Annotated in this window: 19 protein-coding genes; 10 read left to right on the forward strand and 9 right to left on the reverse strand. The window is 63.7% G+C overall.

The window, feature by feature from the left end:
• The first annotated feature begins 1 nt into the window (after position 1).
• From narJ to ACR9ZC_RS25715, 3 genes are read left to right on the forward strand one after another with little or no spacing between them, the layout of a single operon-like run.
• Positions 2-712, forward strand: coding sequence for a nitrate reductase molybdenum cofactor assembly chaperone (gene narJ / locus ACR9ZC_RS25705; protein ID WP_481582415.1), 711 nt, complete (start codon positions 2-4; stop codon positions 710-712).
• A 1-nt stretch (position 713) separates the two neighbouring features.
• A complete protein-coding gene (gene narI, locus ACR9ZC_RS25710; RefSeq protein ID WP_481582416.1) occupies positions 714-1,442 on the forward strand; it encodes a respiratory nitrate reductase subunit gamma in 729 nt (242 codons plus the stop codon).
• Between the two features lie 10 nt (positions 1,443-1,452).
• Positions 1,453-2,244 carry a peptidylprolyl isomerase gene (locus ACR9ZC_RS25715; RefSeq protein ID WP_481582417.1) on the forward strand — a complete coding sequence of 264 codons (792 nt, stop codon included), beginning with the start codon at positions 1,453-1,455 and terminating at the stop codon, positions 2,242-2,244.
• Here ACR9ZC_RS25715 and ACR9ZC_RS25720 read toward each other — a convergent pair.
• Together ACR9ZC_RS25720 and ACR9ZC_RS25725 are read right to left on the reverse strand one after the other, a co-directional pair.
• A complete protein-coding gene (locus ACR9ZC_RS25720; RefSeq protein ID WP_481582418.1) occupies positions 2,216-3,376 on the reverse strand; it encodes a DNA topoisomerase IB in 1,161 nt (386 codons plus the stop codon). The genes ACR9ZC_RS25715 and ACR9ZC_RS25720 overlap by 29 nt on opposite strands.
• Before the next feature lie 112 nt (positions 3,377-3,488).
• Positions 3,489-3,797, reverse strand: a complete 309-nt coding sequence (locus tag ACR9ZC_RS25725; RefSeq protein WP_481582419.1) for a putative quinol monooxygenase — start codon at positions 3,795-3,797, stop codon at positions 3,489-3,491.
• 326 nt (positions 3,798-4,123) lie between these two features.
• Between ACR9ZC_RS25725 and ACR9ZC_RS25730 the strand changes: the two genes are divergently transcribed.
• The 4 genes from ACR9ZC_RS25730 to ACR9ZC_RS25745 all read left to right on the forward strand — a co-directional run bounded on the left by ACR9ZC_RS25730 (position 4,124) and on the right by ACR9ZC_RS25745 (position 11,398).
• Positions 4,124-7,324: an efflux RND transporter permease subunit gene (locus tag ACR9ZC_RS25730; RefSeq protein ID WP_481582420.1), complete on the forward strand. Its 3,201-nt coding sequence runs from the start codon at positions 4,124-4,126 to the stop codon at positions 7,322-7,324.
• A gap of 27 nt (positions 7,325-7,351) precedes the next feature.
• A complete protein-coding gene (locus ACR9ZC_RS25735) occupies positions 7,352-8,575 on the forward strand; it encodes an efflux RND transporter periplasmic adaptor subunit (RefSeq protein WP_481582421.1) in 1,224 nt (407 codons plus the stop codon).
• The gene (locus ACR9ZC_RS25740; protein WP_481582422.1) at positions 8,572-10,044 is read left to right on the forward strand and encodes an efflux transporter outer membrane subunit; all 1,473 of its coding nucleotides are present in this window, start codon (positions 8,572-8,574) and stop codon (positions 10,042-10,044) included. The genes ACR9ZC_RS25735 and ACR9ZC_RS25740 overlap by 4 nt, the downstream gene beginning before the upstream one ends.
• Positions 10,045-10,531: 487 nt before the next feature.
• Positions 10,532-11,398: a crotonase/enoyl-CoA hydratase family protein gene (locus ACR9ZC_RS25745; protein ID WP_331570155.1), complete on the forward strand. Its 867-nt coding sequence runs from the start codon at positions 10,532-10,534 to the stop codon at positions 11,396-11,398.
• 50 nt (positions 11,399-11,448) lie between these two features.
• Here ACR9ZC_RS25745 and pdeR read toward each other — a convergent pair whose 3' ends face one another.
• Complete coding sequence (pdeR, locus tag ACR9ZC_RS25750) at positions 11,449-13,452, reverse strand: cyclic di-GMP phosphodiesterase (RefSeq protein WP_481582423.1); 2,004 nt, start codon at positions 13,450-13,452, stop codon at positions 11,449-11,451.
• Positions 13,453-13,626: 174 nt separating this feature from the next.
• Here pdeR and ACR9ZC_RS25755 point away from each other — a divergent pair, with 174 nt between their 5' ends.
• Complete coding sequence (locus ACR9ZC_RS25755) at positions 13,627-14,646, forward strand: hypothetical protein (RefSeq protein ID WP_481582424.1); 1,020 nt, start codon at positions 13,627-13,629, stop codon at positions 14,644-14,646.
• A gap of 166 nt (positions 14,647-14,812) precedes the next feature.
• On the opposite strand, the gene ACR9ZC_RS25760 is transcribed toward ACR9ZC_RS25755, so the two are convergent.
• Positions 14,813-15,295: a hypothetical protein gene (locus ACR9ZC_RS25760; protein WP_481582425.1), complete on the reverse strand. Its 483-nt coding sequence runs from the start codon at positions 15,293-15,295 to the stop codon at positions 14,813-14,815.
• 246 nt (positions 15,296-15,541) lie between these two features.
• Positions 15,542-16,096: a hypothetical protein gene (locus ACR9ZC_RS25765; RefSeq protein ID WP_481582426.1), complete on the reverse strand. Its 555-nt coding sequence runs from the start codon at positions 16,094-16,096 to the stop codon at positions 15,542-15,544.
• 381 nt (positions 16,097-16,477) lie between these two features.
• On the opposite strand from ACR9ZC_RS25765, the gene ACR9ZC_RS25770 reads away from it, so the two are divergent.
• Both ACR9ZC_RS25770 and ACR9ZC_RS25775 read left to right on the forward strand, forming a co-directional pair.
• Entirely contained in the window at positions 16,478-18,559 is a 2,082-nt protein-coding gene (locus ACR9ZC_RS25770; RefSeq protein ID WP_481582776.1) for a hypothetical protein, read from the forward strand.
• Positions 18,560-18,751: 192 nt separating this feature from the next.
• Positions 18,752-19,960, forward strand: coding sequence for a diguanylate cyclase (locus ACR9ZC_RS25775; protein ID WP_481582427.1), 1,209 nt, complete (start codon positions 18,752-18,754; stop codon positions 19,958-19,960).
• Between the two features lie 53 nt (positions 19,961-20,013).
• On the opposite strand, the gene ACR9ZC_RS25780 is transcribed toward ACR9ZC_RS25775, so the two are convergent.
• From ACR9ZC_RS25780 to ACR9ZC_RS25795, 4 genes are all read right to left on the reverse strand, one after another.
• A complete protein-coding gene (locus tag ACR9ZC_RS25780; RefSeq protein ID WP_481582428.1) occupies positions 20,014-21,639 on the reverse strand; it encodes an MFS transporter in 1,626 nt (541 codons plus the stop codon).
• A 79-nt stretch (positions 21,640-21,718) separates the two neighbouring features.
• Complete coding sequence (locus ACR9ZC_RS25785) at positions 21,719-22,492, reverse strand: glycosyltransferase family 2 protein (protein WP_481582429.1); 774 nt, start codon at positions 22,490-22,492, stop codon at positions 21,719-21,721.
• A 26-nt stretch (positions 22,493-22,518) separates the two neighbouring features.
• Positions 22,519-23,328 (reverse strand): lysophospholipid acyltransferase family protein, encoded by an 810-nt coding sequence (locus tag ACR9ZC_RS25790; RefSeq protein WP_481582430.1) that lies wholly within the window; start codon positions 23,326-23,328, stop codon positions 22,519-22,521.
• Positions 23,325-24,494, reverse strand: a complete 1,170-nt coding sequence (locus ACR9ZC_RS25795; protein ID WP_481582431.1) for a chorismate transformation FkbO/Hyg5 family protein — start codon at positions 24,492-24,494, stop codon at positions 23,325-23,327. The genes ACR9ZC_RS25790 and ACR9ZC_RS25795 overlap by 4 nt, the downstream gene beginning before the upstream one ends.
• Between the last annotated feature and the right edge of the window lie 6 nt (positions 24,495-24,500).

Raw genomic sequence — 24,500 nt, forward strand, 5'->3', positions numbered from 1 at the left:
GATGACCACTCTCGAGACCACCGCGAGCTGCGCAACGACGTTGCGCGCGCTCGCACGCTTGCTGAGCTATCCCGACGCGGCGCTGCGCGCCCACCTGTCCGAAATGCGCGCGGCGTTGCGCGACGAAGGCGCACTGCTCGACGGCCGGCTCGCGTCGATCGACGCGCTGATCGATCGCCTGGCCGGCAGTACCGGGCTCGATGCGGAAGCGGCATACGTCGATCTCTTCGATCGCGGTCGCCGCACCGCTTTGCACCTGTTCGAGCACGTGCACGGCGATTCGCGCGATCGTGGGCCGGCGATGATCGACCTCATCAAAACCTACGAGGACGCGGGGCTCGCGCTCGCATCGGACGAATTGCCCGATCATCTTTGCGTCGTGCTCGAATTCGCGTCGACGCAACCGCCCATTCAAGCTGCCGATTTTCTGCGCGAGATCGCGCACTTGCTGCGCGGCATTCATACCGCACTCGTCGAGCGGGACAGCGACTATGCGAGCGTGCTGGCCGCGCTCATCGAACTCGCCGGCGAATCGGCGGAGCCGGTCGTCCTCGCAAGCGAGCCGGCGCTCGACGACACATGGAGCGAGCCCGTTGCGTTCGGCGGCTGCTCGGTCGAAGGCCAATCCGCCAACCCGGATCGATCGCAGCCGATCCATATCGTGAAGACGCCGAACGCGGGCGGACACATGCCCCGCGCGCAAGGAGCCTGAGATGAGTCAAGCCGCCTATACCTTCTTTTTCAGCATCTATCCCTACATCTGCCTCGCCGTGTTCCTGCTCGGCTCGCTGTTTCGTTTCGACCGCGACCAATACACGTGGAAAAGCGATTCGTCACAGTTGCTGCGCGCGGGGCAGTTGCGCTGGGGAAGCAATCTCTTTCATGTCGGCATTCTGTTTCTGCTGTTCGGCCACACGGTCGGGCTCCTGACGCCTCATGCGCTCTACGAGTCGATGATCTCCGCGCAACAAAAGCAGATGCTGGCGATCCTCTCGGGCGGGATCGCGGGCTCGCTCTGCTTCGTCGGCCTCACGCTGCTCTTGCATCGAAGGCTCTTCGATCCACGCATCCGGTTGACGAGCCGCCGCACCGACATCGCGATCCTGGCGATTCTCTGGGTCCAGCTCGTGCTTGGCCTCGTCACGCTGCCTTTCTCCTATGCGGACCGCGAAACGGCGGGCACCATGCTGAGCCTTGCCAACTGGGCGCAGCATATCGTCACGTTGCGGCCCGATGCGAGCATGCTGAGCGGAGTCGAATGGCCGTTCAAGATTCATCTCGTGCTCGGCATGACGATCTTTCTGCTGTTTCCGTTCACGCGCCTCGTCCATGTCTGGAGCGGCTTCGGCGCCGTGAGCTACGCATTCCGTCCCTATCAGCTCGTGCGCGCGCGGCGGCTCAACCTGCCGCGCGGCCACACGCGCTCGCAACATCGAATCTGAGAGGCAAGAGATGACGATCCCACAAAACGGCAAGGTGGCCACAGTCAACGGTGTCGCGCTTCATCTGCCCGGCGAAACGCTGAGCGCGGAGGTGCTCAGACAGCGCGCCTGCACCGAGCTCTTGCGTCAAGCCGCGATCGAAGCCGGCCTGCTGGGCGATGACGATTCCGCGCCGGTGGACGGGGCTATCAGCGTGGAAGCTACCGCGGCGATCGAAGCGTTGCTCGACGATGCGTTGCCGGCACAAGAACCTTCCGACGAGGCGTGCCGCCGCTATCACGCGGCGCATGCACGCCGCTATGCCGTGGGCGCGCGCGCGCGAGCGCGGCATGTCCTGTTCGCGGTGACGCCGGGTGTCGATGTTGCGCAATTGCGTACGCGCGCCGAAGCATGCCTGCTCGATCTGCGCTGTCAGCCCGGCACGGACGATGGCCGATTCGCGCGCGCCGCCGGGCAATGGTCGAATTGCCCGAGCGGCGCCGAGGGCGGGAACCTCGGATGGCTGAGCGCCGAGGCATGCGCGCCCGAGTTTGCGCAGGAGCTTTTCGAAAACAAGGAAGTCGGCGTGCTCCCCCGGCTCGTGCTGAGTCGGTTCGGCTTTCACGTCGTCGAAGTGCTCGAGCGCGAGCCCGGCAACGAGCCTCCGTTCGAGAGCGTACGCGCCGCCGTCGCGCAAACGCTGCGGCAGCAGAGCTTTGCAACGGAGCTGCGTCGCTACCTCGATCGGCTGGCGCAAGCGGCGACGCTCGAGGGACTCGAATTCGAGGCCGAGCTCAGCGACGTGAACGCGCCGCCGCTCTGACGCTCGCCGCCAGCTGTTCCTCGAGCGTTGCGGCACGCCGTTCGCCGCGGCGCGCGCGTCTTGCCTCGCGCCGCAGCAGCGCCGCAAATGCGGCCTCGTCGGCCTTCAGGCCGTGGCGCGTGCGCACCTTCGGCAACGTATGCAGCTCGCCGGCCTCGAACACTTCGAGCACGGCCGGATGGATGTAGCAGCGACGGCAAACGGCCGGCGTATTGCGCAGCGTCGCGGCGACTTCCTTCACGGTTTCGACGACATGGGTGCGCATGTGCCGCTCGCCCGGCTGCAGCTCGATGCGGCGCAGCGCACCGAGCGCCAGCACGCTGCCCGCCCACGTGCGATAGTCCTTCGCGGTGAAGTCCGCGCCGCTTGCTTCGCGCAGATAGTCGTTGATGTCCGATGAGCCGACGGGATGCCGCACACCGGCATCGTCAACGTACTGAAAGAGCTCATGCCCCGGCAAATCGAGGCACTTGCGCACGATACGCGCGAGGCGCGGGTCTTCGACATCGATGTCGTGCTCGATCCCGCTCTTGCCGCGAAAGCGAAAGCGCAGGTGCCCGGCACGGACCGCCGCATGGCGCTTGCGCAACGTGGTCAAACCATAGGAATTGTTTTCCCGCACGTATTCGCGGCTACCGACGCGCGCGAGCGTGATGTCGAGCAGTCGGACCACCGTTGCCACGACCTTGTGCCACGGCATGCCGGGCAGCCGCAAATCGCGCGCGATACGTGCGCGGATTTTCGGCAGGACGTCCGCGAACGCAGCCATGCGCTCGAACTTGGTGGCGTCGCGCGTCTCACGCCAGCGCGGATGATACCGGTACTGCTTGCGCGCACGCGAGTCGCGGCCGGTCGCCTGCAAGTGTCCGAGCGGGTCGGGACAGATCCATACATCGGTGTAAGCGGGCGGAACGGCAAGCGCGTTGATGCGAGCGATTTCCCGCGCATCGCGAATGCGGCGGCCTTGCGGGTCGAAATAGGCGAAATGTCCGCGAATGAGCCTGCGCCGGATCCCGGGCTTCGTATCGTCGACGTAATGCAGGCCGGGCGGCACCTCGACCTCATGGTTGCGATCGGGCGAGCCAGCCGCGGCGCGGTGCGATGGGTCATTCGTGTGGCGGCTACGCGGCATGCGGGCTCGGCAATTCGATAGGTTCACACCCCGCACAGCACGCTTCGTGCCATGGGCAATGGGTGAACGTTCGTCGTTGCCGAGCCGCGCAATCCAGCCTCAGGCGTTCCCCTCAGCGCTCGGGCGCCACATCGAGCGCTTCGAGCACTCTCACTTGCGGCGGCTCGGCGAGCCAATCCGCGACCGTCGAACGAAACGTCTGGAAGTGGTCGCTCGCGAGATGGCTATCGAACGCGTTCCGGTCTTCATAAATCTCGTACAGATGCAGCACCGGCCCGCTCGGCGACGTCTCTCGAAAAAGATCGTAGCGGTGGTTGCCCGGCTCCTTGCGCGTCACTTCCACCATACTGCGCAACTGCTTTTCGACATCGGTGGCATGTTCCGGCTTCGGCGTGATCGTGGCGATGATATGGGCGCTCATTCCAACTCCTCCTGAAGAGATACGTCGGGGAACTTCGAAACCCTCGGCTCACGGCGCAAGGGCGGGCGTGCTGGTCACCGATTCTGCCACCGAGTGCCCTCGCGGTGCAGCGCAGTACGGCCATCGCTCGATGCGGCATTGCAGCATCGAGCGGGAAAGCCCGGGTTGACGCGAGAGCCGTATGGCCTGCGCTGGCCGGGCTCGTAAAACATCGTAACGGTTTCGGGCGGGAGCGAACCGTTTTGCGGGCATCACGAATTACTTTTTGCCACTGACGTCGACTACATTCGATCTTCTTACCACCGCATTTTTGCCGGCGGCTTTTCATGTGGATCGTCAACGTTGCGCTCAAACGGCCTTACACGTTCATCGTGATGGCCATTCTCATCGTGCTGGCGACACCGTTCGCGCTCATGAGAACGCCGATCGACATCCTGCCCGAGGTCGATATCCCTGTCGTCAGCATTATCTGGAATTACGCAGGGCTTTCGGCGCAGGACATGGCCAATCGCGTGACGTCGGTCAACGAGCGGGGGCTGACGACGACCGTCAACAACATCGAACATATCGAATCGCAATCGCTCGTCGGCGTCGCCGTCATCAAGCTGTTCCTGCAACCGAATGCGAATATTCAGACCGCCATCGCGCAGACGGTCGCGGTTGAACAGACCCAACTGAGGCAGATGCCGCCCGGCGCAACGCCGCCGCTCATCATCAGCTATTCGGCCTCCTCGATTCCGGTCATCCAGCTTGCCCTCTCGAGCAGCACGTTGGCGGAGCAGCGGCTCAACGACTTCGCGCTCAACGCGCTGCGGCCGCAATTGATCACCATTCCGGGCGCGGCCGTCCCCTATCCCTACGGCGGCAAGACGCGGCTCATATCGGTCGACCTCGACACGCGCGCGCTGCTTGCCAAGGGGCTCACGCCGCTCGACGTGGTCGGCGCCATCAATGCGCAGAATCTGATACTGCCGACGGGCACGGCCAAGATCGGTCCGCGCGAATACGCCGTCGAGATGAACGGCTCGCCGCCGACGATCGCGGGCCTCAACGAGATCCCGGTGCGCACCGTCAACGGCGCCACGACCTATCTCGGCGAAGTGGCCCATGTGCGCGACGGGTTCGCGCCGCAGACGAACGTCGTGCGCCAGGACGGCCGGCGCGGTGTGCTGATTTCGGTACTCAAGAACGGCAGCGATGCATCGACGCTCGCGATCGTCAACGAATTGCGCCACATCCTGCCGGTGGCGCAAACGACGCTGCCCCGCGAGCTCAAGGTCACGCCGCTGTTCGATCAGTCGATCTTCGTTCAATCGGCGATTTCGGGTGTGGCGCGCGAAGCCGTCATCGCGGCGGCGCTGACCGCGGCGATGATTCTGCTGTTCCTCGGCAATTGGCGCAGCACCTGCATCATCGCCATCTCCATTCCGCTATCGATCCTGGCCTCGCTGCTGGCGCTGCACGCGCTCGGCCAGACCATCAACATCATGACGCTGGGCGGCCTGGCGCTGGCGGTAGGCATCCTCGTCGACGACGCGACCGTCACGATCGAAAACATCGAGCGGCATCTGCACCTGGGCACGGACCTTCACGAAGCCATTCTCGACGGCGCCGGCGAAATCGCCGTTCCTGCCCTGGTCTCCACGCTGTGCATCTGCATCGTGTTCGTGCCGATGTTCTTCCTGACCGGCGTCGCACGATATCTGTTCGTGCCGCTCGCCGAGGCGGTGGTGTTCGCCATGCTCGCATCGTACGTGCTCTCGCGCACCCTGGTACCGACGCTCGCGATGCTGTGGATGGGGCACGCTCATACGCGCGACCCGCACGCGAAGCCGGGCCTTCTCGTTCGCCTGCATCACCGCTTCGACGCCGGCTTCGAGCGCATGCGCGCCGCTTATATCGTGCTGCTGAGCAGCCTGCTCGTGCATCGGCGAGCATTCACGCTCTCGTTTCTCGCGTTCTGCATGGCCTCGCTCGGCCTCGTGTTCGCGCTCGGCGCCGACTTCTTTCCACGCGTCGATGCGGGCAACATTCGTCTGCACTTTCGCGCCCCGACCGGCACGCGCATCGAGGAAACGGCACGGCTTGCCGACGAGATCGAGCGGGTCATTCGTCAGACGGTACCGCCGAAGGAACTCGCCACGATCCTCGACAATCTCGGTCTGCCCTATAGCGGCATCAATCTTTCGTACAGCAACGCGGGTACCATCGGCACCCTCGACGGCGAGATTCAGATCGCGCTCACCGCCGATCACGCGCCCACGCTCGGCTATATCGATCGATTGCGCGCCGTGCTGCCCCAGCGGTTTCCCGGCGTCGAGTTTTTCTTTCAACCGGCCGACATCGTGACGCAGATCCTCAACTTCGGGCTGCCTGCCGCCATCGACGTGCAGATCACGGGGGCGGACCAGCGCAGTAATTTCGCCGCCGCGAGCAAGCTCATGAAAGCCGTACGCGCGATCCCGGGAACGGTCGACACGCATATCCAGCAGAAATTCGACGAGCCCGCCATCCGCCTGCAAATGGATCGAACGCGGCTGCAGCAATTGAACCTCAGCGCGAGCAACGTCGCGCAGAATCTGCTCATTTCGTTGTCCGGCAGCTCGCAGACTTCCCCTGGCTTCTGGTTCAACGAGCAAAACGGCGTCGAATACAACGTGGCGGTGCAAACCCCGCAGTACAAGATCTCGTCGATCGACGAGCTGATGCGCACGCCCGTGGCGGCGGCCGGCAGCAACGCCCCGCCGCAGTTGCTCGGCAATCTCGTGCAGCTTCGCCCGTCCGCCCAGCTCGCCGGGGTCACGCATTACAACATCCGCCCCGTCGTGGACCTGTTCGTGAGCGTGCAAGGGCGCGACCTGGGCGGCGTCGCGAAGGAAGTCGACCGACTCGTCGAGCAAGCGCGCGCCACCCTGCCGCGCGGCAGCCAGATCGCCGTGCGCGGGCAAGTCCAGACGATGCAGCGCTCGTATCTGGGGCTCGGCGTGGGCGTCGCGATGGCGATCGTGCTCGTCTATCTGCTCATCGTCGTGAATTTTCAGTCGTGGATCGATCCGATCATCATCGTCAGTGCGCTGCCGGCCGCGCTGGCCGGTATCGTCTGGATGCTTTTCGTGACCGGCACGCATCTGTCGGTACCCGCGCTGACCGGCGCCATCATGACCATGGGCGTCGCCACGGCCAACAGTATTCTCGTGGTGGCCTTCGCACGTCAGCGCCTCACGGCCGGCGCGCCGCCCCTTACCGCCGCGCTCGAAGCCGGCGCGAGCCGCATCCGGCCCGTGCTGATGACGGCCTGCGCCATGATCATCGGCATGGTGCCGATGGCATTGGGCCTCGGCGAGGGCGCCGAGCAAAACGCACCGCTCGGCCGTGCCGTGATCGGCGGCCTGCTCTTCGCGACCCTCTCGACGCTTTTCTTCGTCCCGCTTTTCTTTGCCGGCGTCCACACACGGCTTGCCCACCGCAAGGCAAAACGCGCTCGGGCGGATGAGGCCGGCACGAACGCGAACGGGAGCACGAATTGAAGGCAGCTTGTTACCGGAATTGACGACATGACCGAAAAAAGTCACGCATCGCTGGCCATTCCCGCTCGCGAGCACGGCGAAGGGCCGATGCTGCCGCCGCGCGAACGCGTCTGGCGGCGCGCGAAGATCGCGCTCGTTGTCGTGCTGTTGCTGCTCGCCGCCCTTGCGCTGCGCACGGTCATCGCGGACATCGTCAACCAGCGCGAAGTCGCCGCCGCCACGGCGCGCAATGCGAAACTCTATGTGAACGTCGTCAGCCCCTTGCCGAGCGATGGCGGCAGCCGCGGGATGTTGCTCCCCGGCACGTTGCGCGGCTACGTGGAATCGCCGATCTACGCACGCGCAACGGGGTATCTGCTGCACTGGTACGTCGATATCGGCGCGCGCGTGAAGCAAGGGCAGGTGCTGGCCGACCTCGACACGCCCGAGATCGATCAGGAACTCGCACAGGCGATCGCGCAGCGCGATCAGATCAGTGCGAGTCTCGGGCTGGCCAAGTCTTCGCTTGCGCGCTGGCGGCAGCTGCGCGAGCGCGACGCCGTCTCGCAGCAGGAGCTCGACGAGCGGCAAAGCACCTATACGCAGGGGCTCGCGAATTTGACGGCGGCCAATGCGAACGTGAAGCGATTGCAGCAACTCGAATCGTTCAAACGCATCGTCGCACCGTTCGCGGGCGTCGTCACGCAACGCAACGTGGATGTCGGCGATCTGATCGATGCCGGCAGCAGTTCGCGTCGCGCGCTGTTCGCGCTCGCGCAGACGAATCCGCTGCGCGTGTTCGTCCAGTTGCCGCAGGCCTATGCGCAAAACGTCAAGGCCGGCATGCCCGTCATCGTTTCGCAGCCCGAATTACCGGGCCAGACCTTCCGCGGCACGATCGCGCATATCGCAGGCGCCATCGACGTGCCGACGCGTTCGCTGCAAATCGAAGTCTCGCTGCCCAATCCCGACGATAAGCTGCGACCGGGCGCCTACGTGCAAGTCGAGGTGCCGGGCACCGGTCATGCGCGCCTGACCGTTCCCGGCAACACGCTGCTTTTTCGGGCCGAAGGACCGGCCGTGGCCGTCGTGGACGCGCAGAGCATCGTGCATCTTCACAGCGTCGCGATCGCGCAGGATCTCGGGCAAACGCTCGAAATCGATAGCGGCATCGAAGCGGCGGATCGGATCATCGTCAACCCGAGCGATTCGATCGCCGATGGCGACCGCGTTGAAGTTTCGCCTCCCCCGGCCGGCGAGGCGCACTCATGACGCGGCTGACGCGGCGCTCGTTGCGCCTGGCCGCGGTGATGCTATGCGTCGGCTTCGCGTCCGCCTGCACGCTCGGGCCCGACTACCAGCGCCCCGAGGTCGAGACGCCGGCCGCCTGGCAGACCGATCCCGGATGGCGGCTCGCGGCCCCGTCCCACGCCCCGCTCGCGCTCGACTGGTGGCGCATGTTCGACGATCCGCTCCTCGATACGCTCGAAACGGGCGCGCTCGCCCAAAACCAGACGCTCGCGGCTGCCAGCGCGCACTACGCTCAGGCAACGGCCACGCTGGCGGCCATCTCTTCGCAAGAGCTGCCCGAGCTCGATCTGGACGCCAACGTCGCTCGTGCAAAGGTCTCGAAGAAGCGGCCTCAGCTCAACTACGCGACGCCGAATCAATCGACGGTTCAGAACCAGGTCGTCGTCGGCCCGTCGATCACGTACGACGTCGATCTGTTCGGGCGCATCCGCCGCGAGGTGGAGAGCGCCTCGGCATCCGCGGAACAAGCGGGCGACGATCTGGCCAACGCCCGGCTCGTGCTGACATCCGATCTTGCCACGGCCTACTACGCGCTACGTGAACGCGATGCCGAGATCGATGTACTCGATCGATCGGTGCAGCTACAGGAGAAGGCTCTCGACTACGTCAACGCCAAACACGAACTCGGGGCCGTCTCGGGGCTCGACCTTGCGCAACAGCAATCGCAGCTCGATTCCACACGTGTCCAGGCCACGTTGCTCAGGCAGCAGCGCGCCCAATACGAACATGCCATCGCCGCCCTGATCGGCACACCGGCGCCGCAGTTTTCGATCGCGCCGCGACTCGTGCCGATGGTCGTGCCCGACATTGCAGCCGGTGTTCCGAGCGAACTGCTCGAGCGCAGGCCCGATATCGCCGCGGCCGAGCGCGCGATGGCCGCGGCCAACGCGCAAATCGGCGCGGCAAAGGCTGCGTTCTTTCCCGATCTCACACTCTCGCCCGGGATCGGCTGGGAGAGTACGCGCTTCGCGAACCTGCTGAGTGCGCCGAGCCTGATGTGGACCGTCGGCGCAACACTCAAGCAAGCGGTCTTCGACGGCGGCCAGCGCAAGGCCAACCTGGCGTTCGCGAACGAGGGCTACCGTGCGACCGTCGCCAATTACCGGCAGGCTGTGCTGAGCGCGTTTCAGCAGGTGCAGGACGGCGTCACCGGGCTTGCCGTGCTCGCGCGCGCCGCCTCGCAGTCGCAGGCGGCCGTGGACGATGCGAAGCGTTTGCTCTCGCTCGCCAACGATCGCTATTCGGGCGGCCTCGTCGCCTACCTCGATGTCATTTCCGCGCAGCAGTCCCTGCTCACGAGCGAGCGCCAGGACGCCCAGGTCCGCGGCCAGCGAATCGCGCTGGCCGTCTCGCTCGTGAAAGCGCTCGGCGGCGGGTGGCAAGCGCAGACATCGGCCGGAACGGACGCCGTCGCGCAACGCCGGGGGTAGCGGCGCATCTCCGCGTCGATCGACCGCGATCCTCCTCGGACGAGCTTTTCCTCTCTTCGATCGCCGTTATCGATGCGGTCCTTTTTTCGAGTGTTGCTTCAATACAGATCCCATGCGGATATACCCAAACCGTATTGACATTCACGCACAATTCTGCAATCCGAATCAAACCCGCGTTTTAACCCCGTCATTGATTCAATCGGATTTCGTCTAAATCCCGCTTTATTTGAGCAATATCAATCATTCGCAAACGTTTGCCCTTTTCCCGATTTGAAAAGCACGATGAATGTGCTATCGCGCACATTCCGTAAGGGTCGCACCCGCTGGGTGTGTGGCCGATAGCACGGTGACGAATCGCAATCCCCCGGAGTTTTACTGACTGCGTTCGATGACGGACTTTCGTCGCGCAAAATGCCGATGCCCCAAAGACGCTTCTGCATCTTTGAGAGCACTCCAATCGACCTTACTCACTCAAATGGGGAAAACCATGCGATTCGACATTAGCTCCACATGCCGCCCTTTTCATGAAGCCGGCGAATTCAGCCAACTCTTGGCCTACTACGAGGAAGAACGCAACACTATGTGGATGATGCTGCGCTCCGAGCCGCGGCCATGCTTCAATCAGCAATTGGTCTCGGACATCATTCGCCTGGCTCGCGCAGCCAGGGAATCCGGCCTGCGATTCGATTTCTGGGTCACCGGCTCACTGGTCCCGGAAATCTTCAACGTAGGGGGCGATCTCAACTTTTTTGTCGACGCCATTCGCAAGGGCGATCGTGATCGGCTGATGGCTTATGCGCGCTCGTGCATCGACGGCGTCTGGGAGATCTATAACGGCTTCGGCACCGGCGCGGTCACCATCGCCATGGTGGAAGGCAGCGCGCTCGGGGGCGGCTTCGAGGCGGCACTCGCTCACCACTACGTACTCGGTCAAAGAGGTTGCAAGCTCGGATTTCCGGAGGTCGCCTTCAATCTTTTTCCCGGCATGGGCGGCTACTCGCTCGTGGCCCGCAAGTCGAACATGCGTGTTGCCGAAACGCTGATCAGCACAGGAGAGTCGCAATGCGCCGAATGGCACGCCGAGCGGGGTCTGGTGGACGGCGTTTTCGAGCCGGGCGATGCGCTGCTGCAGACGCGGACCTTCATCGACGTGACCCGGCCGATGCTCAACAGTACGCGCGCGATGCTGCGCACACGTCAGCGCGTGTTGCCGCTTTCACGCGCGGAGCTGATGGACATCACGGAAGATTGGGTGAATTCCGCCTTCATGCTCGAGGAGAAGGACGTCTCGTTCATGGAGCGCCTCGTCATGCTGCAAAACAGACGGGTGTCCAAGCTGAAGGCCGTATCGTAAGCGACGTTGAGCGACGGTCTCGTGCCGTCGCTCGACTCCGGGTTGCAAGCTCAGGCGATGAGCCTGAGCTTCTTTTTATCGGCAACCCACGCTTCGAACATATCCGGGGCCATCGGTTTCGAATAGAAGTAGCCCTGCGCGTAGTCGACGCCGATGTCCTTCAGGAACTGCATTTCGCGCTCCGTCTCGACGCCTTCGGCGACGATGGCGAAGCCGAAAGCTCGCGCGAGGCCCAGCAGGGAACGCACGAGCGACTGCGACTGATAATTCTGATCGATTCCGGTGATGAAGCTCCGGTCCAGCTTGATGACATCGATCGGCAGTCGCGTCAGTTGCGACAACGACGAATAGCCCGTGCCGAAATCGTCGAGCAGGATACGCGCGCCCAACTGCTTGAACTGCCTCATCAGATCGATTGCCGACTTTTCGTCCTCGATGAAGCAGCTCTCCGTCAACTCGATATCGACCAGCGTTCGTTTAGCGCCGCATTCTTCGATCAACTCGCGCAACTGGTTGACGATACCCGCGTCGCGCAGTTGCCGTGCCGACACGTTGACGGAAATTCTGACGCTGAGGCCGTTCTCGTTCCACAGGGTCGCTTGTCTCACGGCCTCGCGCATCAGCCATCGGCCGATCGGAATGATGAGGCCCGACTCCTCGGTGAAGCGGATGAACTCCGACGGCGCGACGAGTCCGCGACTGGACTGCCAGCGAATCAGCGCCTCGGCGCTATGGAGTTGGCCGGTATAGAGATTGACGATGGGCTGGTAGTGAAGGACGAACTGCTGTTCGTCGATGGCCCGCCGCAGTTCCGTATCGAGCCAGATGTACTTGGCGACCTTCTGGTTCATCTCGGGCGAAAAGACGCAGTAGGTGTGCTTGCCTGCCTCTTTGGCCGCATACATCGCCGTATCCGCGTGCGAGATGAGCGCCTCGAGCGTTTCGCCGTGCTGGGGGTAGACGGCAATTCCAATCGAGCAACTGGTATAGACGTCCATCAGATCGAGGTGAATCGCCGGACGGAAACGATCGATGATCGTTTGCGCAAGCGTCTCGAGCAGTTCCGGCGAGCACGGATCGACCAGGATCAGGAACTCGTCGCCGCCCAGGCGAGCGATCGTCGCGCCTTCGGGCAGCGATTCGCTGACCATCTCCGACACCCGCTTGATCAGCCGATCGCCATAGACATGGCCGTAGTGATCGTTGACGCGCTTGAAGTTGTCGAGATCGAGAAAGACGATGCCGAGCACGCGGTCAGGATCGCGGCGCGCATCCTCGAGCGCCTGCTCGATCTTCGCATTGATCGCATAGCGATTCATCAGGCCCGTCAGGACGTCTTGCGATGCAAGCTCCTTGAGCCGCTTCTGAGCGTTGCGCTCATCGGTGATGTCCGTGCCCGAGCAGATGATGAACTCTTCGTCCACGCCGCTGCCGCTATGAACGAACTTGTTCCGGAACTGGAACAGGCGCGGCCCTTTGATCGTGTTGATGACGCGCTCGACTTCGAACGACTGCCGGCTTTCGAAGAACCGCTTGATGTTGCTGCGTGACTGCTCGCCTTCATCGGGGCTCATGAACAATTCGAATGCGCTTTTACCGATGACGTCGACTTCTCGCCAACCGGTCACCTCTTCGCACATCCGATTGAAACGCTGCACAAAGCCGGTGCGATCGAGGATGACGACGAGCGAGTTGACCTCCGATACGACTTGCTCCGCCGACGCGAGCCCGGTCGACAGCGCTTCCGCGACCGAAAGCGTGTCCGAATCGCTGGATGCCGTCCCTGCCCAGTGGGTCATATTGATCTTCTTGCCGACGAGGTGAAGCGAGACTGCATTGCCAAAAAGCGATACGTCGAGCCGGATATGCGATGTCACGCCCGTCAGGTTGCGGATGTTGGCCGCCTGTTCCGCCGTGAGCGCGACACTGATGTTCGTCAGGCCGCGAACCGCCGCCAACTCCAGGGCGTTGCTGTCGCTGCCGAGGCGCCAGCAGGGGCTTTTCGTTCCAAGCAGGACCTCGAGCACCACGCAGTCATCATCGTCATCAAACATACCCCACCCCGCTGAACAAGCACTCAAGTGACACGCACATGAGTCGCGCGGTAAGAGCCGCGCTTCTTGGCAATGATTTATGCGCGCTTTGCATGGCGCATTTACGAATGCTTTTAACGCCGCGCTTCAATTCGATGGTCCTGCAACCCTTGTCTGGCAAAGGCTGGCGAGCGGTTGCCGCTCGAAGCTGCAACCGCCGCAGTTCCCGAATTGCCTATCAAAAACCGGCAAGAATTGCAACATTCATGCGCCAATATGCCAGTTCCTACCGGACTGCGCAATACGGTGCCTTTTCTGCAACAGGGTTTTGTGGCCAATTCGGCCAGTAATGCGAGCCTCGGCAACAGCGGTCACACGCGTGACACGAACACCGGTAAGCAGCCGCATACATCGTCGGCCGGTCGGCGAATTCCTGGCATCGTCTGCTGCAAAGCGGTGCATCCAGGCATCCCGTGCCGTCCGTTTGCCGCTGGCGTGCGTGCGTATTTGGCGCCCTCGCTTCGCATTCGCTTTCGAAAGCGGTGCCGACGCGGGCTACATTGGAATCGTCGCTTTCATCCGCTATCGGTGCAGGAATCTGGAATCATGGATGGCGTAAATCCTCTCAACCCGGCTCAACGTGGAGTCGTTCCTGAAGCGGGCGATACCACCGCAGATCCGAAACCTGCGCAGGAGCCCCAGGCCACTCAGCAGTCGGGGCAACCGGCGCTGCAGCGGCTCCCCGGCGGACGGTCCGCCTCCGCGCCTCGCCCCCTCTCGCCCGCGCCCGGCGGGGGCTCATCGGTGCTCGCGCGGCTTTCCGGACAAGTGCCGGCAAATGCAAATGCACCGGCCGCTGTCCAGCGCCCCGATAGTGCGGCATCGCGCGGCAATCCCACCGATGCTAAAGAGCAGCTCGCAGGGCTCGGGTTTACCAGCGCCCAAATAGCAGCCATGAGTCGTTCGGAGGAAACATTAGCCAAGGCCGTTGAAATTTGGCCCACGCTCAAAATACGAAATACGTTGGCGGGCAACACCCATGAACTGGTGGCACGCGTTGCGGCCCAAGAGGGGAGTTCAGGGCTGGACGCGTTGCATCGCTTGGCCCAGGAGCCGATGCACCAGTTTTACCTGGCCGAAAGAGTCAAGGATCTCGGGATAGATGGGCCCGAGGACACGGGCTCCGACTGGCAGCAGCCCCATCGGCTGGTTTGACCGTCACCGATCGAAGATGCCGCCCAGGTTCATCGACGGCTGGCCCGGCATCGAGTTGCAATCGATCGAGACCCGGCGAATAAGCAGTCCTACTCATCCGCCGGGTCGCATCACTCATTGCCGGCAACGGCATTGATCGGATCGCCCGATTGCCGGCAAAAGACGATTACGAACCGCTGGAGTCCGTCGTCGACGGTTTGGCGACCTTGTGATGCTTCATCGACGTACGCGTATGCGTCTTCGCTTTACCCGTCACGTCCGTGTTCGAGCGGTCCTCGGCGCGAGCCGTACCCTTGTCGGGATCGGTGGCAGTCGGGCCATTGGTGTTGGCCGCCCCTTCGGTGCTCATATGGCTCGACGACATGCCACCGGCACTGGTGCCGGCTCCCGTCGTACCGGGGGCGGGCGGCGTCGTCGCACCCAAATTCGAGCCGGCATTCACGCCAGCGCCAGCCCCGGCATTGGTTCCAGTCGTCGTGCCACCCGTACCGCTCGTATCGGTGCCAACGGTGGCGCTCGTGGTGCTCTTGGCGCCGAGCGAACCCGCGCCCACGGTACTGCCCGTATCGCTGCCTGCCGCGAATGCCATCGACGATGCAAGAACGGTTACACCGGTTGCAGCCAACAGAGTCCATCGCTTCGTCATCATCCGAATTCTCCAAAACAAGTTGCGGTGAGTGAATTCTAGGGAGACGCTTCGACCCGGACGTTACCGGTTGTTTCGGGAAGCAACAGCATGCACGGCGGTCGTACGGCTTTCCTATATGGAGCAGCGGCCTATCCGTCGGTCACCGTTGCATGCAGTCACATAGTTCACGATCTTCTATCATTCACGGACCGCCGCGGCGCGCTACTGCGATATCTCGATCGTTGGCCCACAGCGCCCACCGCCCCTTCACACCCCGCCCGGCGTGTCCTTCAAGAATCTCAAGCTATCGCGGGAACGCGCAATGACTGCCGATTGCGTCGCGAACACGCCGCTCTTTATCGGATTCATGGGATCGCTCAAATTCGAAACGTTCACCCCGGAGCCCGCCGGCAGCGCATATCGCCATTCGCCCAGCGGCGTAATGCTGACGAAATTGGCTGCAAATATCGATGTCGTTCCATAGTAAAGCAGCGTATCCGCCGGGGAATGCTCGGCAAACGGCGTCGCCACTGTCACCAGTTCAAGCGATTCACGTTGCTTCAAACGCCGCGGCAGCCTCATCGTCGTCGACGTTTCACCGTCGAGAACATGGAGGAACTCGGGCTGCCCAGGAAGCTGCAGCCATTTGACGACGACCTTCGTTCCTTGCCATACACGCTTCGCCCATCCTGTTCCGAATGGCGTCAGCGTGGCGATCGCATCCGGGTTTCGCGAAGTGCTCGTGCAGAATCCGAGGGCGTTGTTTTGCGGCTTCCCGTCGGGAAGCGAGACCAAATGCGTGGCCAGAGGAGGAAATTTCATGACGTTCGTGAGTGATCGAATGAATTGGAGAAAGTGAGTCCAACGGCTGCGGCGCAGTGCCTATCGCCCACCGTCCGGAAACGCGGTCTACTCTATTTCGATGCCCGTCACCGAACCCATAACGCATTAAAAAATCGGACGCGGGCTCGAAATCATGAAATATCTACATCCGCTTGAAGTTTCTCTCTCGATATGCCAAGGATTTTTCTTTCCGCAAGTTGCTCTCAACGCATTATCTCGCGCCATTGATCTCCTTCTTTGTACTGCACGGCACCGCATTTGCTACGAGCAGGGCCGACAACATCGAATTCGATCAACAAAAAATAAAAGGAGGCGCTCGTGAATGCGAGAACGATTCGAGCTCATATAGCCGGTTGGCTCATGTTGCTGGCGGTCCTGATGGCGGGCTGCTCGGGCGGCAGCAGCGACAGCGCCTCACAGCCGGGCAGTACCGCGGCACTCGCATTCCAGATGAACGCGGGTGGCCAGCTCAACGCGTTTTACCGCGAAGGCAGCGTGGCCGCGCATTTGTTGATGCGCTCGTCGGCACGGCCGCGACTGCTCGTCGTGTTTCCGGCCGGCAACAGCGGCACCGGGCTCTGGTTCGACGACACGGCTCGACCCGTCAACTGGAGCCTCGATACGCCCATCGCGCCGAGTGTCGGCCACGATCTGCTCGGTCGCACGCTCCAGGGCATCACCGCGAACGTATCGGTCGACACGACAACGCTCTCGATCCGGCAGGCGCTGCTGAGTTCGGTGCGCTTTCTGCGCGACTTCAATGGCGGTAACTCCGTGCCGCCCGAGATCGTGACGCCGCCGTTCGTGCAGAACAACACGATTCGCTGGCAGCGGCCTCGGGCCGACGGCGCGCCCGGCTATGCGCTCACCGTGACGGTGACCGGCGGCACGGTGTCGACGAACGCGAGCGGTGCGCTCGTGCTGCAGGCTGCGAATGGAAGCACCGCGCTTCATTTGCAGATTCAAGCGCTCACGGGCGAAACACCGCTTACACCGATTACCCATGCGAGCCTTTTCAATAATGCGGTGAATCCCGATACGCAGAGCCAGAACGTCGTCGAGTTCCTGAGCTATCAGGACAAGCTGCTCGCAGGCTCGTGGCAGTACGACACCTACTTCGGCCGCGACACGCTGATCTCCGTGCGCATGTTGATGCCTGTTCTGCAGCCGACGGCGATCGAAGCAGGTCTCACTTCCGTGCTGAGCCGTCTTTCTGCGGACGGTATGGTGGCGCACGAGGAGGGAATCGGCGAGTTTGCCGTCATCGACAATCGCAAGAATGGCCGTTCCAGCGATGCCGCACCGAGCTACGACTACAAGATGATCGACGGGGACTACATGCTCGCGCCGATCATGGCGGCGTGGCTCATCGACGATCCGCGCGGCGCCGCGCGGGCGGCGGCTTACCTCGCCCAGACCGAAAGCAACGGACAAACGAACGGCAGCCGTTTCGTGACCAACCTGCTGCGCGTCGCAAACACCGCGCGGGCGTTCACGCAGCAAAGCATCGCATCGAACCTGATCCATCTGCGCGCCGGGCAGATCGTCGGCAACTGGCGCGACAGCACCGACGGGCTGGGCGGCGGCGTCTATCCCTACGATGTCAACGCCGTGCTCGTTCCGGCCGCGCTTCGCGCGGCGAGCCGCTTCGTCGATAGCGGGTTGCTCGACCCGTACCTCTCCGGCGATGCGCGCGCGGCGCTTGCCGATGCCGCGCAGCAGGCGTCGGTCTGGGAATCGGCCGCGCCGCCGTTCTTTCAGGTGAATGTCACGCCCGCGCAAGCGGCAGCACAATTGCCGGCTTATGCCGCGCAAGCCGGCGTGCCGACCGGCACCTTGCCCACTTCGACGCTGTCGTTCTACGCCGTCTCGCTCGACGAGCAGGGCCACCCGATCCCGATCATGAACTCCGATGGCGGCTTCGCGCTGCTGTTCGGCACGCCGTCGGAAGACACGTTGCAACGCATCGTGTCCGCCGCCGTTCAGCCGTTCCCCACCGGGCTCGTCACCGATGCCGGTTTGCTGATCGCCAACGCCGCGTATGCGAACTCGTCGCTCTGGACGCGCTTTACGAACGCGGCGTACCACGGCACTGTCGTCTGGTCCTGGCAGCAAGCCATGTGGGTGGCCGGTCTCGATCGGCAACTCGGGCGCCAGGACCTGTCGGCCGATACGCGCACCTTGCTCTCGAGCGCCCGGCTGCGCGTCTGGCAGGTCATCTCCAACGCCGCTTCCATGCGAGCCTCGGAGATGTGGACCTGGTCCTATGTGAACGGTGGCTATCAGCCCGAAGCCTTCGGCACGCATGCCGCCGACGCGACGGAAGCCAATGCGGCCCAACTCTGGAGCACGACCTACCTCGCGATCAACGATCCGAACCTCAGCACCGGCCGGTTCTGGTGGCAACCGCGCGGCGCGTCGGCCGGGGCGTGGCGTCGATGACCGCGGCGCGACGGATTTTGCATCGCAGACCTAAAGTCGACGCCCGCGCGACCGTTATAGGTGACGTAAGCATGCCGCGCAACGACCGGCTGCCGAGAGGACACGCCGGCCGGCAAGCATGGGCAAGGCGAAACGCGCGTCTTGCGCACATCAGACGAAACGGTAGTACGAGGAGGCGAGTTGCATCGACGCATGCTCCGGTCCGCGGAAGCGGACCGCGACCGGTTTCTCGGACTCTACGTTTTTCTCGTGGCGGGCCTGGTCGCGGCAGCGGCGCTGTTCATCTACGAGGCGCGCCTCATCGTCGAAGACAACGCGAACGATGAAGAAGCGTTCGCCGTGCTGCTGGCCGGCAACCAGGTATTGCACGACCTCGAAAACGCGGAGACGGGCCAGCGTGGCTACCTGCTCACAGGCGGCAGCGCTTATCTCGAACCGTACCGCCAGGGCGTGGACGACCTCGACGACATGATGCCCAAACTGCGCCAAGCCGTAGCCGCGGACCCGGATTCGGTCGACCTCGTCCGCAAGATCGAGCGTGCCAAGTCGGAAAAAGTCATGGAGCTCGCACGCACGATCGGTCTGGCTCAATCCGGCAATCGCGAAGCCGCACTCGCCTTCGTCCGGACCGATGAAGGCAAAGGCATCATGGATGCACTGCGCCGCGATCTCGAGATCTTGCTGGACCGGTGGAGATACCGCCGCAGCTTGGCGACACGTGATGCGCATACCCGCGTGATCTTCGAAAGCGCGGCGCTGGCAGCGATTGCGGCACTCGTATGCGGCCTCATCGGCTATGCGGCTTTCGTGCAGCGTCGTGCGTTCGCGAGTGCGCGCGATGCTTCGATCTTGCTGACTGAACAGGCCACGCACGATGCTCTGACCGACTTGCCGAACCGCCGCCATTTGCTGAACGCGCTCGATGCGTTGACGATCGAGTGCGCCCAGGAAGGCGTCAGGGCTACCCTACTCTATCTCGATATCGATGGTTTCAAACCGGTGAACGATACGCTCGGTCATGCCGCGGGCGATGCGTTGCTCTGCGAACTCGCGCGCGCGTTGCGCGCGACGATCGACGAGGACGATCTGCTGGCGCGCGTGGGCGGCGACGAGTTCGTCGTGCTCACGCGGCGCAATGCGGATGACGCGCAGCTCAGGGCGCTCGCGCAACGGCTGATCGCATGCGTGAGCGCGACCGGGGAACGCGAGTACGGGGGCCGGTTCGCGATCGGGGTGAGCATCGGGATCACGACCATCCCCGATCGCGCGAGCACGGGCCTCGAGTTGCTCGATGTTGCCGACAGCGCGATGTATCGCGCGAAGCGGGCCGGTCGCTCGCAGTACGCATTCGGCGCCGCCTCGGACAAGCCGTTCTCGAACGTCGTGTCGCTGGTGCGTTAGCCGCGCCGCCAGGCGGACGGTCGGCTCGGGCTCGACGGAACGAACGACGCCCGCTATGCCGCGGTCGTCGACTGCGTCCGATGGATGTCTTCCAGACGTAGTTTTCGCGTCTCGATAGCACAGGCGAACGTCAAGACGGCGCTCAGCGTCATCGAAACGGCCCCCACCAGCGCGATGTTCGCGATCGAGGGTGCCGCAAATCCCGCCGCGGTCGACGCAATGATCGCCACGCCACCCGCCTTGCTGGCACCGGCGGCATAGCCGGTTCCGCGCGATCGCACGACGGTCGGATAAATCTCGGCGCTATAGACCGAGAGCACCGCCACGACGGAGCTGATTCCCCAGATAGGCACGGTCAGCAGCAAATAAAGCAAACTGCGATGCCGGACCACGAAGTCCGGGGCCAATGCGAATCCGAACAAGGCAGCGGCCGTCAACGACGTCAACACGACGATGGTCTTCTTGCTGCTCCAGAATCCATACATCCAGGCCACGACGAAAGTCAGGGGAAAACCCATCAATGCGGCATTGCGCAGCAGGGCATCGGGCTGCGTGAAACCGAGCATGCGCAAATTCGTGGGAATCCAGAGGTTGAAACCGAATAGAACCAGCCCCGAGCTGATTGCCAGACAACCGATGACGCCAGTGCTCGAGCGAAGCCGAGGACTCACGAGCTCGCGCCACCCATCGGTCGGTCGCGCCGCGGACGGCGGCATCGCTTCGCTTTCGACGATCGCGGCACCATAGCGCGCCATGACGATGCGCGCTTCGCGCTCGCGCCCATGACGAAGCAAGAACCGCGGAGACTCCGGCATCCATCGATTGAGCACGATGAAGAGCGCACCCGTGGGCAATCCGATCAGCCAGAGAATGCGCCAGCTGAAAAGCGGCACCAATGCGGCGGACAGCCAACTCGTCAATACATAAGCGCCCGCGATGTCCCCGCCGATCAGGATCATGACCCAGCCGCGATGGCGAGCGGGGATCGTTTCAGCCAGCAGCGCATAGCAAATCGGCAGCATCCCGCCCACCGCAAGCCCCATGACGAAGCACATGACGAGGTTCCACCCGAAGCTCGGCATCGCACCGCAGATCGACGTCCCCATGAATGCTATGCCCGCATAGAGAATCGATGCGCGCCTCCCGATCTTGTCGCCCAGCCATCCCCATAGGAACGAGCCGCATACGGTTCCCGTCGCCGAAGCGAGCGCGATCCAGACGACCGGAGTCGTGCCGGTCGGTACGAGCGGCGACTTGAGCCCGTATTCCAGCGCCATACCGGGCATGACGAAGGCCAAGGCCGTCGGCTTCATGACGTCGATTGTCACCGCCAATGCCATTGCGAGCAGCAAGCGGTAATGCGCCGGCCCGAGCGGCACATCGTCGAGCGCGGCCACTCGAATCCTCGAGCCTACGCGAGCTTCGCCGGCCGCCGCGGGAGGAACCAACCCATACAGACTGACGGCGAGGCCTACGATGATCGCGGCCATGCCGGCCACCATCGTCGCATCCATCGGCATACCGACGAGCCGATAGCCGATATGCCGGCCCATCAGATACATCGGCAAATGCGCGAGCACACCGGCGATGACGGCGATGACGCCGAGCCAGAACGCCGCCGGGCGATAAAAGGTCAGCCCGCGCGATGCGGCATCCTGCGCTACTCGATTCCGGTCCATCGGCATCCTATGGCGTAAAGCTGAAAATCGACGCTGTCCGGATCGAGCAGCGTGTCGAACAAAGGCGCTCGCGCGCAGTCTACCGGCCGAGCCGGAATAAACGACGCACGACGAGCAGCGGCAAGCGCAGCACGAAACCCACGAGCAAGCGCGCATGCATCCAGCTCAGCAGCGCGTTATCGCGGCAATAGTGAAAGTGCGAGACGCCACCTTCCTCACGCTTGAAATAGCGCACGGGCGCGTCGATGTTGATCGGTGCGACGCCGCGCCAGCAAAGCCGTACCGCCGCCTCGGGATCGAAATCGAAGCGCCGCATCCAGCGCTGGGCGTGCATCAGCGCGCGCAGCGGTGCGACGGGATAGACGCGAAACCCATAAAGCGAATCGCCGACGCCGGCCCACAGCGTTTCGACGTTCGCCCAGAAATTCGAGAGTTGGCGACCGAGCACGCGGATGCGCGGCGCGGTTTCGTCGAACAACGGCCGTCCGAGCACCATACATTCGGGGCGCGCCGTCGAGGCAGTCATGAAGCGGCCGATCAGCTCGGCCGGATGCTGCCCGTCCGAATCCATCGTGAGCACGTGCGTAAAGCCTTGTGCGGCGGCTGCGTCGAGCCCGGCGAGCACAGCGCCGCCCTTGCCCCCGTTGCGCGGCAAGACGATGACCCGCAAGCCCGGGTCCTGCTCGGCCATGGCCTGAAGGCGCGCGGCGCTGCCGTCGGTGCTCCCGTCCACGACGATCCAGACCGGATTCCACTGCTCGCGCGCGCGCCGCACCGTGTCGTAGACCTTCTCTCCCGGGTTGTAGCTCGGGATCAGGACGAGATGCGTGGTCGAGGCAAGGGTCATCGGCATGAGCGTGCGGGGGTGCGCGGCATCGATCAGCCCGCGGGCGAATCGTTCGCGAGTTCGGCCTCGTAATACGCGTGCAACTGCGCGACAAAGCTGCGCACCGCGTCCGGATTCGCTTGCGGCGGCGCAAAGCAGCGGCCGATTCGCACCCGGTAGGTCAGCGGCAGCACCGGCTTGCGCAAGATATGCCATCCCTTCGCGAGAAACGGCGAGCCGGCCTCCACGATGAGCGTCTGCACCGGAACGCTCGCCCGTGCGGCAACGAGCCCGATGCCGGCCTTCAACTGATTGACGGGCGGCGAGTCGGTGCGCGTGCCTTCGGGAAACAACAGCAGCGGATGGCCGCGCCGCAAATCGTCGACGGCGGCCTTGATCATTCCCTTCGGCGCATCGTTCACGATGTAGTCGGCAAGACGCGCGCCGGCACCCAGGAACACGTTGTCGGCGATGTCGCCCTTCATCACACAGCACACGCGCGGCACGCAGGACGCGATCAGCATTGCGTCGATCAGCGTCGGATGGTTGGGCGCAAGGATCATCGCCGGCTTGCCGCGCAGCGTCGCGAGCTCGGACAGATCGAAATGCGCCGCGCCGAGCGCCGAAAGCGCATGAAAGTAGAGCCGCCAGACATGTTGGATGACCGCGCGCCCCAGCGTGCGCGCGACATGTCGCGGCAGCAGCACCCGCAACAGAGCGGCAAACGGCAGCCAGCCCAGGCAGGCGATCGCGAGCAGCAGCAGACCGAAGTAGAAGACCGCGTACTGACGCAGCGCCGCGAGCCCGCGCAATACCGGGTCGATGCCGACGCGTTCGGTCGACGGAGGTCCGGCGTAGCTCACGCGAATACCTCGACAGGATGGCCGCCGCTCGCCTCGATCTCGAGCAGCAAGTCCGCGCGGCAAACGTCGGCGCGCAGATAGAGCACACGCAACGACGAACCGCACCGCGCGCGCAACACCTCGTCGATGGCGGCAAGCGCCTGCGCATCGTTCGCGTCGCGCACATAGACCTTGTAGGTCAGCTCGGCCAGTGCCGTTGTGTCCCGGGTTTGGCGTGCGGCTTCCTCGAGCACGGTTTCGATGTTGACGAGCGTCTCGCGCAACTGCGCGATGACATCTCCGCGATGAGCCGTTTCGTGTCCCACGATGCTCGCGGTGCCCGAAATGAACAGGGCCGATTCCCCATCGGGGTCGGCAGGGCTGCGCCATGCGGCCGCGCGCGCGAACGTCGGCGCGCTCGGGCCGTAGCGAGCCGGATAACGGTAAGCGCTGATTTGCCGGGGATTTTCAATCGCACGGTTGGGCGAGCGCGACGCCAGGAACGACACCGACAACGGCGTCGCGGGCGCCGCATCGCCGACAATGCCGGCCGCGCTGCCGAGTGCGCTTGCGGCCGGCACGCTATCGATGACGGGGCGCCCGCAGGCCTTGAACGCCCGCTGCCGCCCGGTGTTGAACTGGCGATAGCGCTCGCTGCCGAACTGATGCGCGTTGATTGCGGGCACGACGTTCCAGATTCTCAGCGGATGCCGCATGTCGAGCGCATCGAGCACGCTGAAGATCGCCTCGTAAGCCGCATAGGTGGCGCGTTCGAGTGGGGTCTCGCCGCTCGCCTGCGGCACATCTGCGTGCGCTTGCTCGTACACTTCGACGCTGCCGAACACGATGCCGGCCGATTCGCTGAACCGGTAGTGGAGCGGACCGTGGCGGCCGTTCGCGAGATCGGCGGCATCGCACTGCCAGATTTCGAAACAGGTATCGCTGCGCTCGTGCGCGGACTCCGAAGCGGGAACGAGCCTCGCCATATGAGCCGGCGCGAGCGGAAGATGAGGCGCCGCCTCGGCGAAGCTCGCCCATTGCGCCGGATCCCCGAAGCATGCGGCACCCAGCGCGCCCGGAAATGCGCGCTCGAACGCCTCGTTTCGCGCAGGGGCGGGCTCGGCTTGCAGCATCGCCGCAAGTCGTGCGCCCTCGAGTCGGACGAGCTTCAAAAACGGAACCGGCATCGAGAC

The organism is Trinickia sp. HAY1-2D (assembly GCF_056754935.1).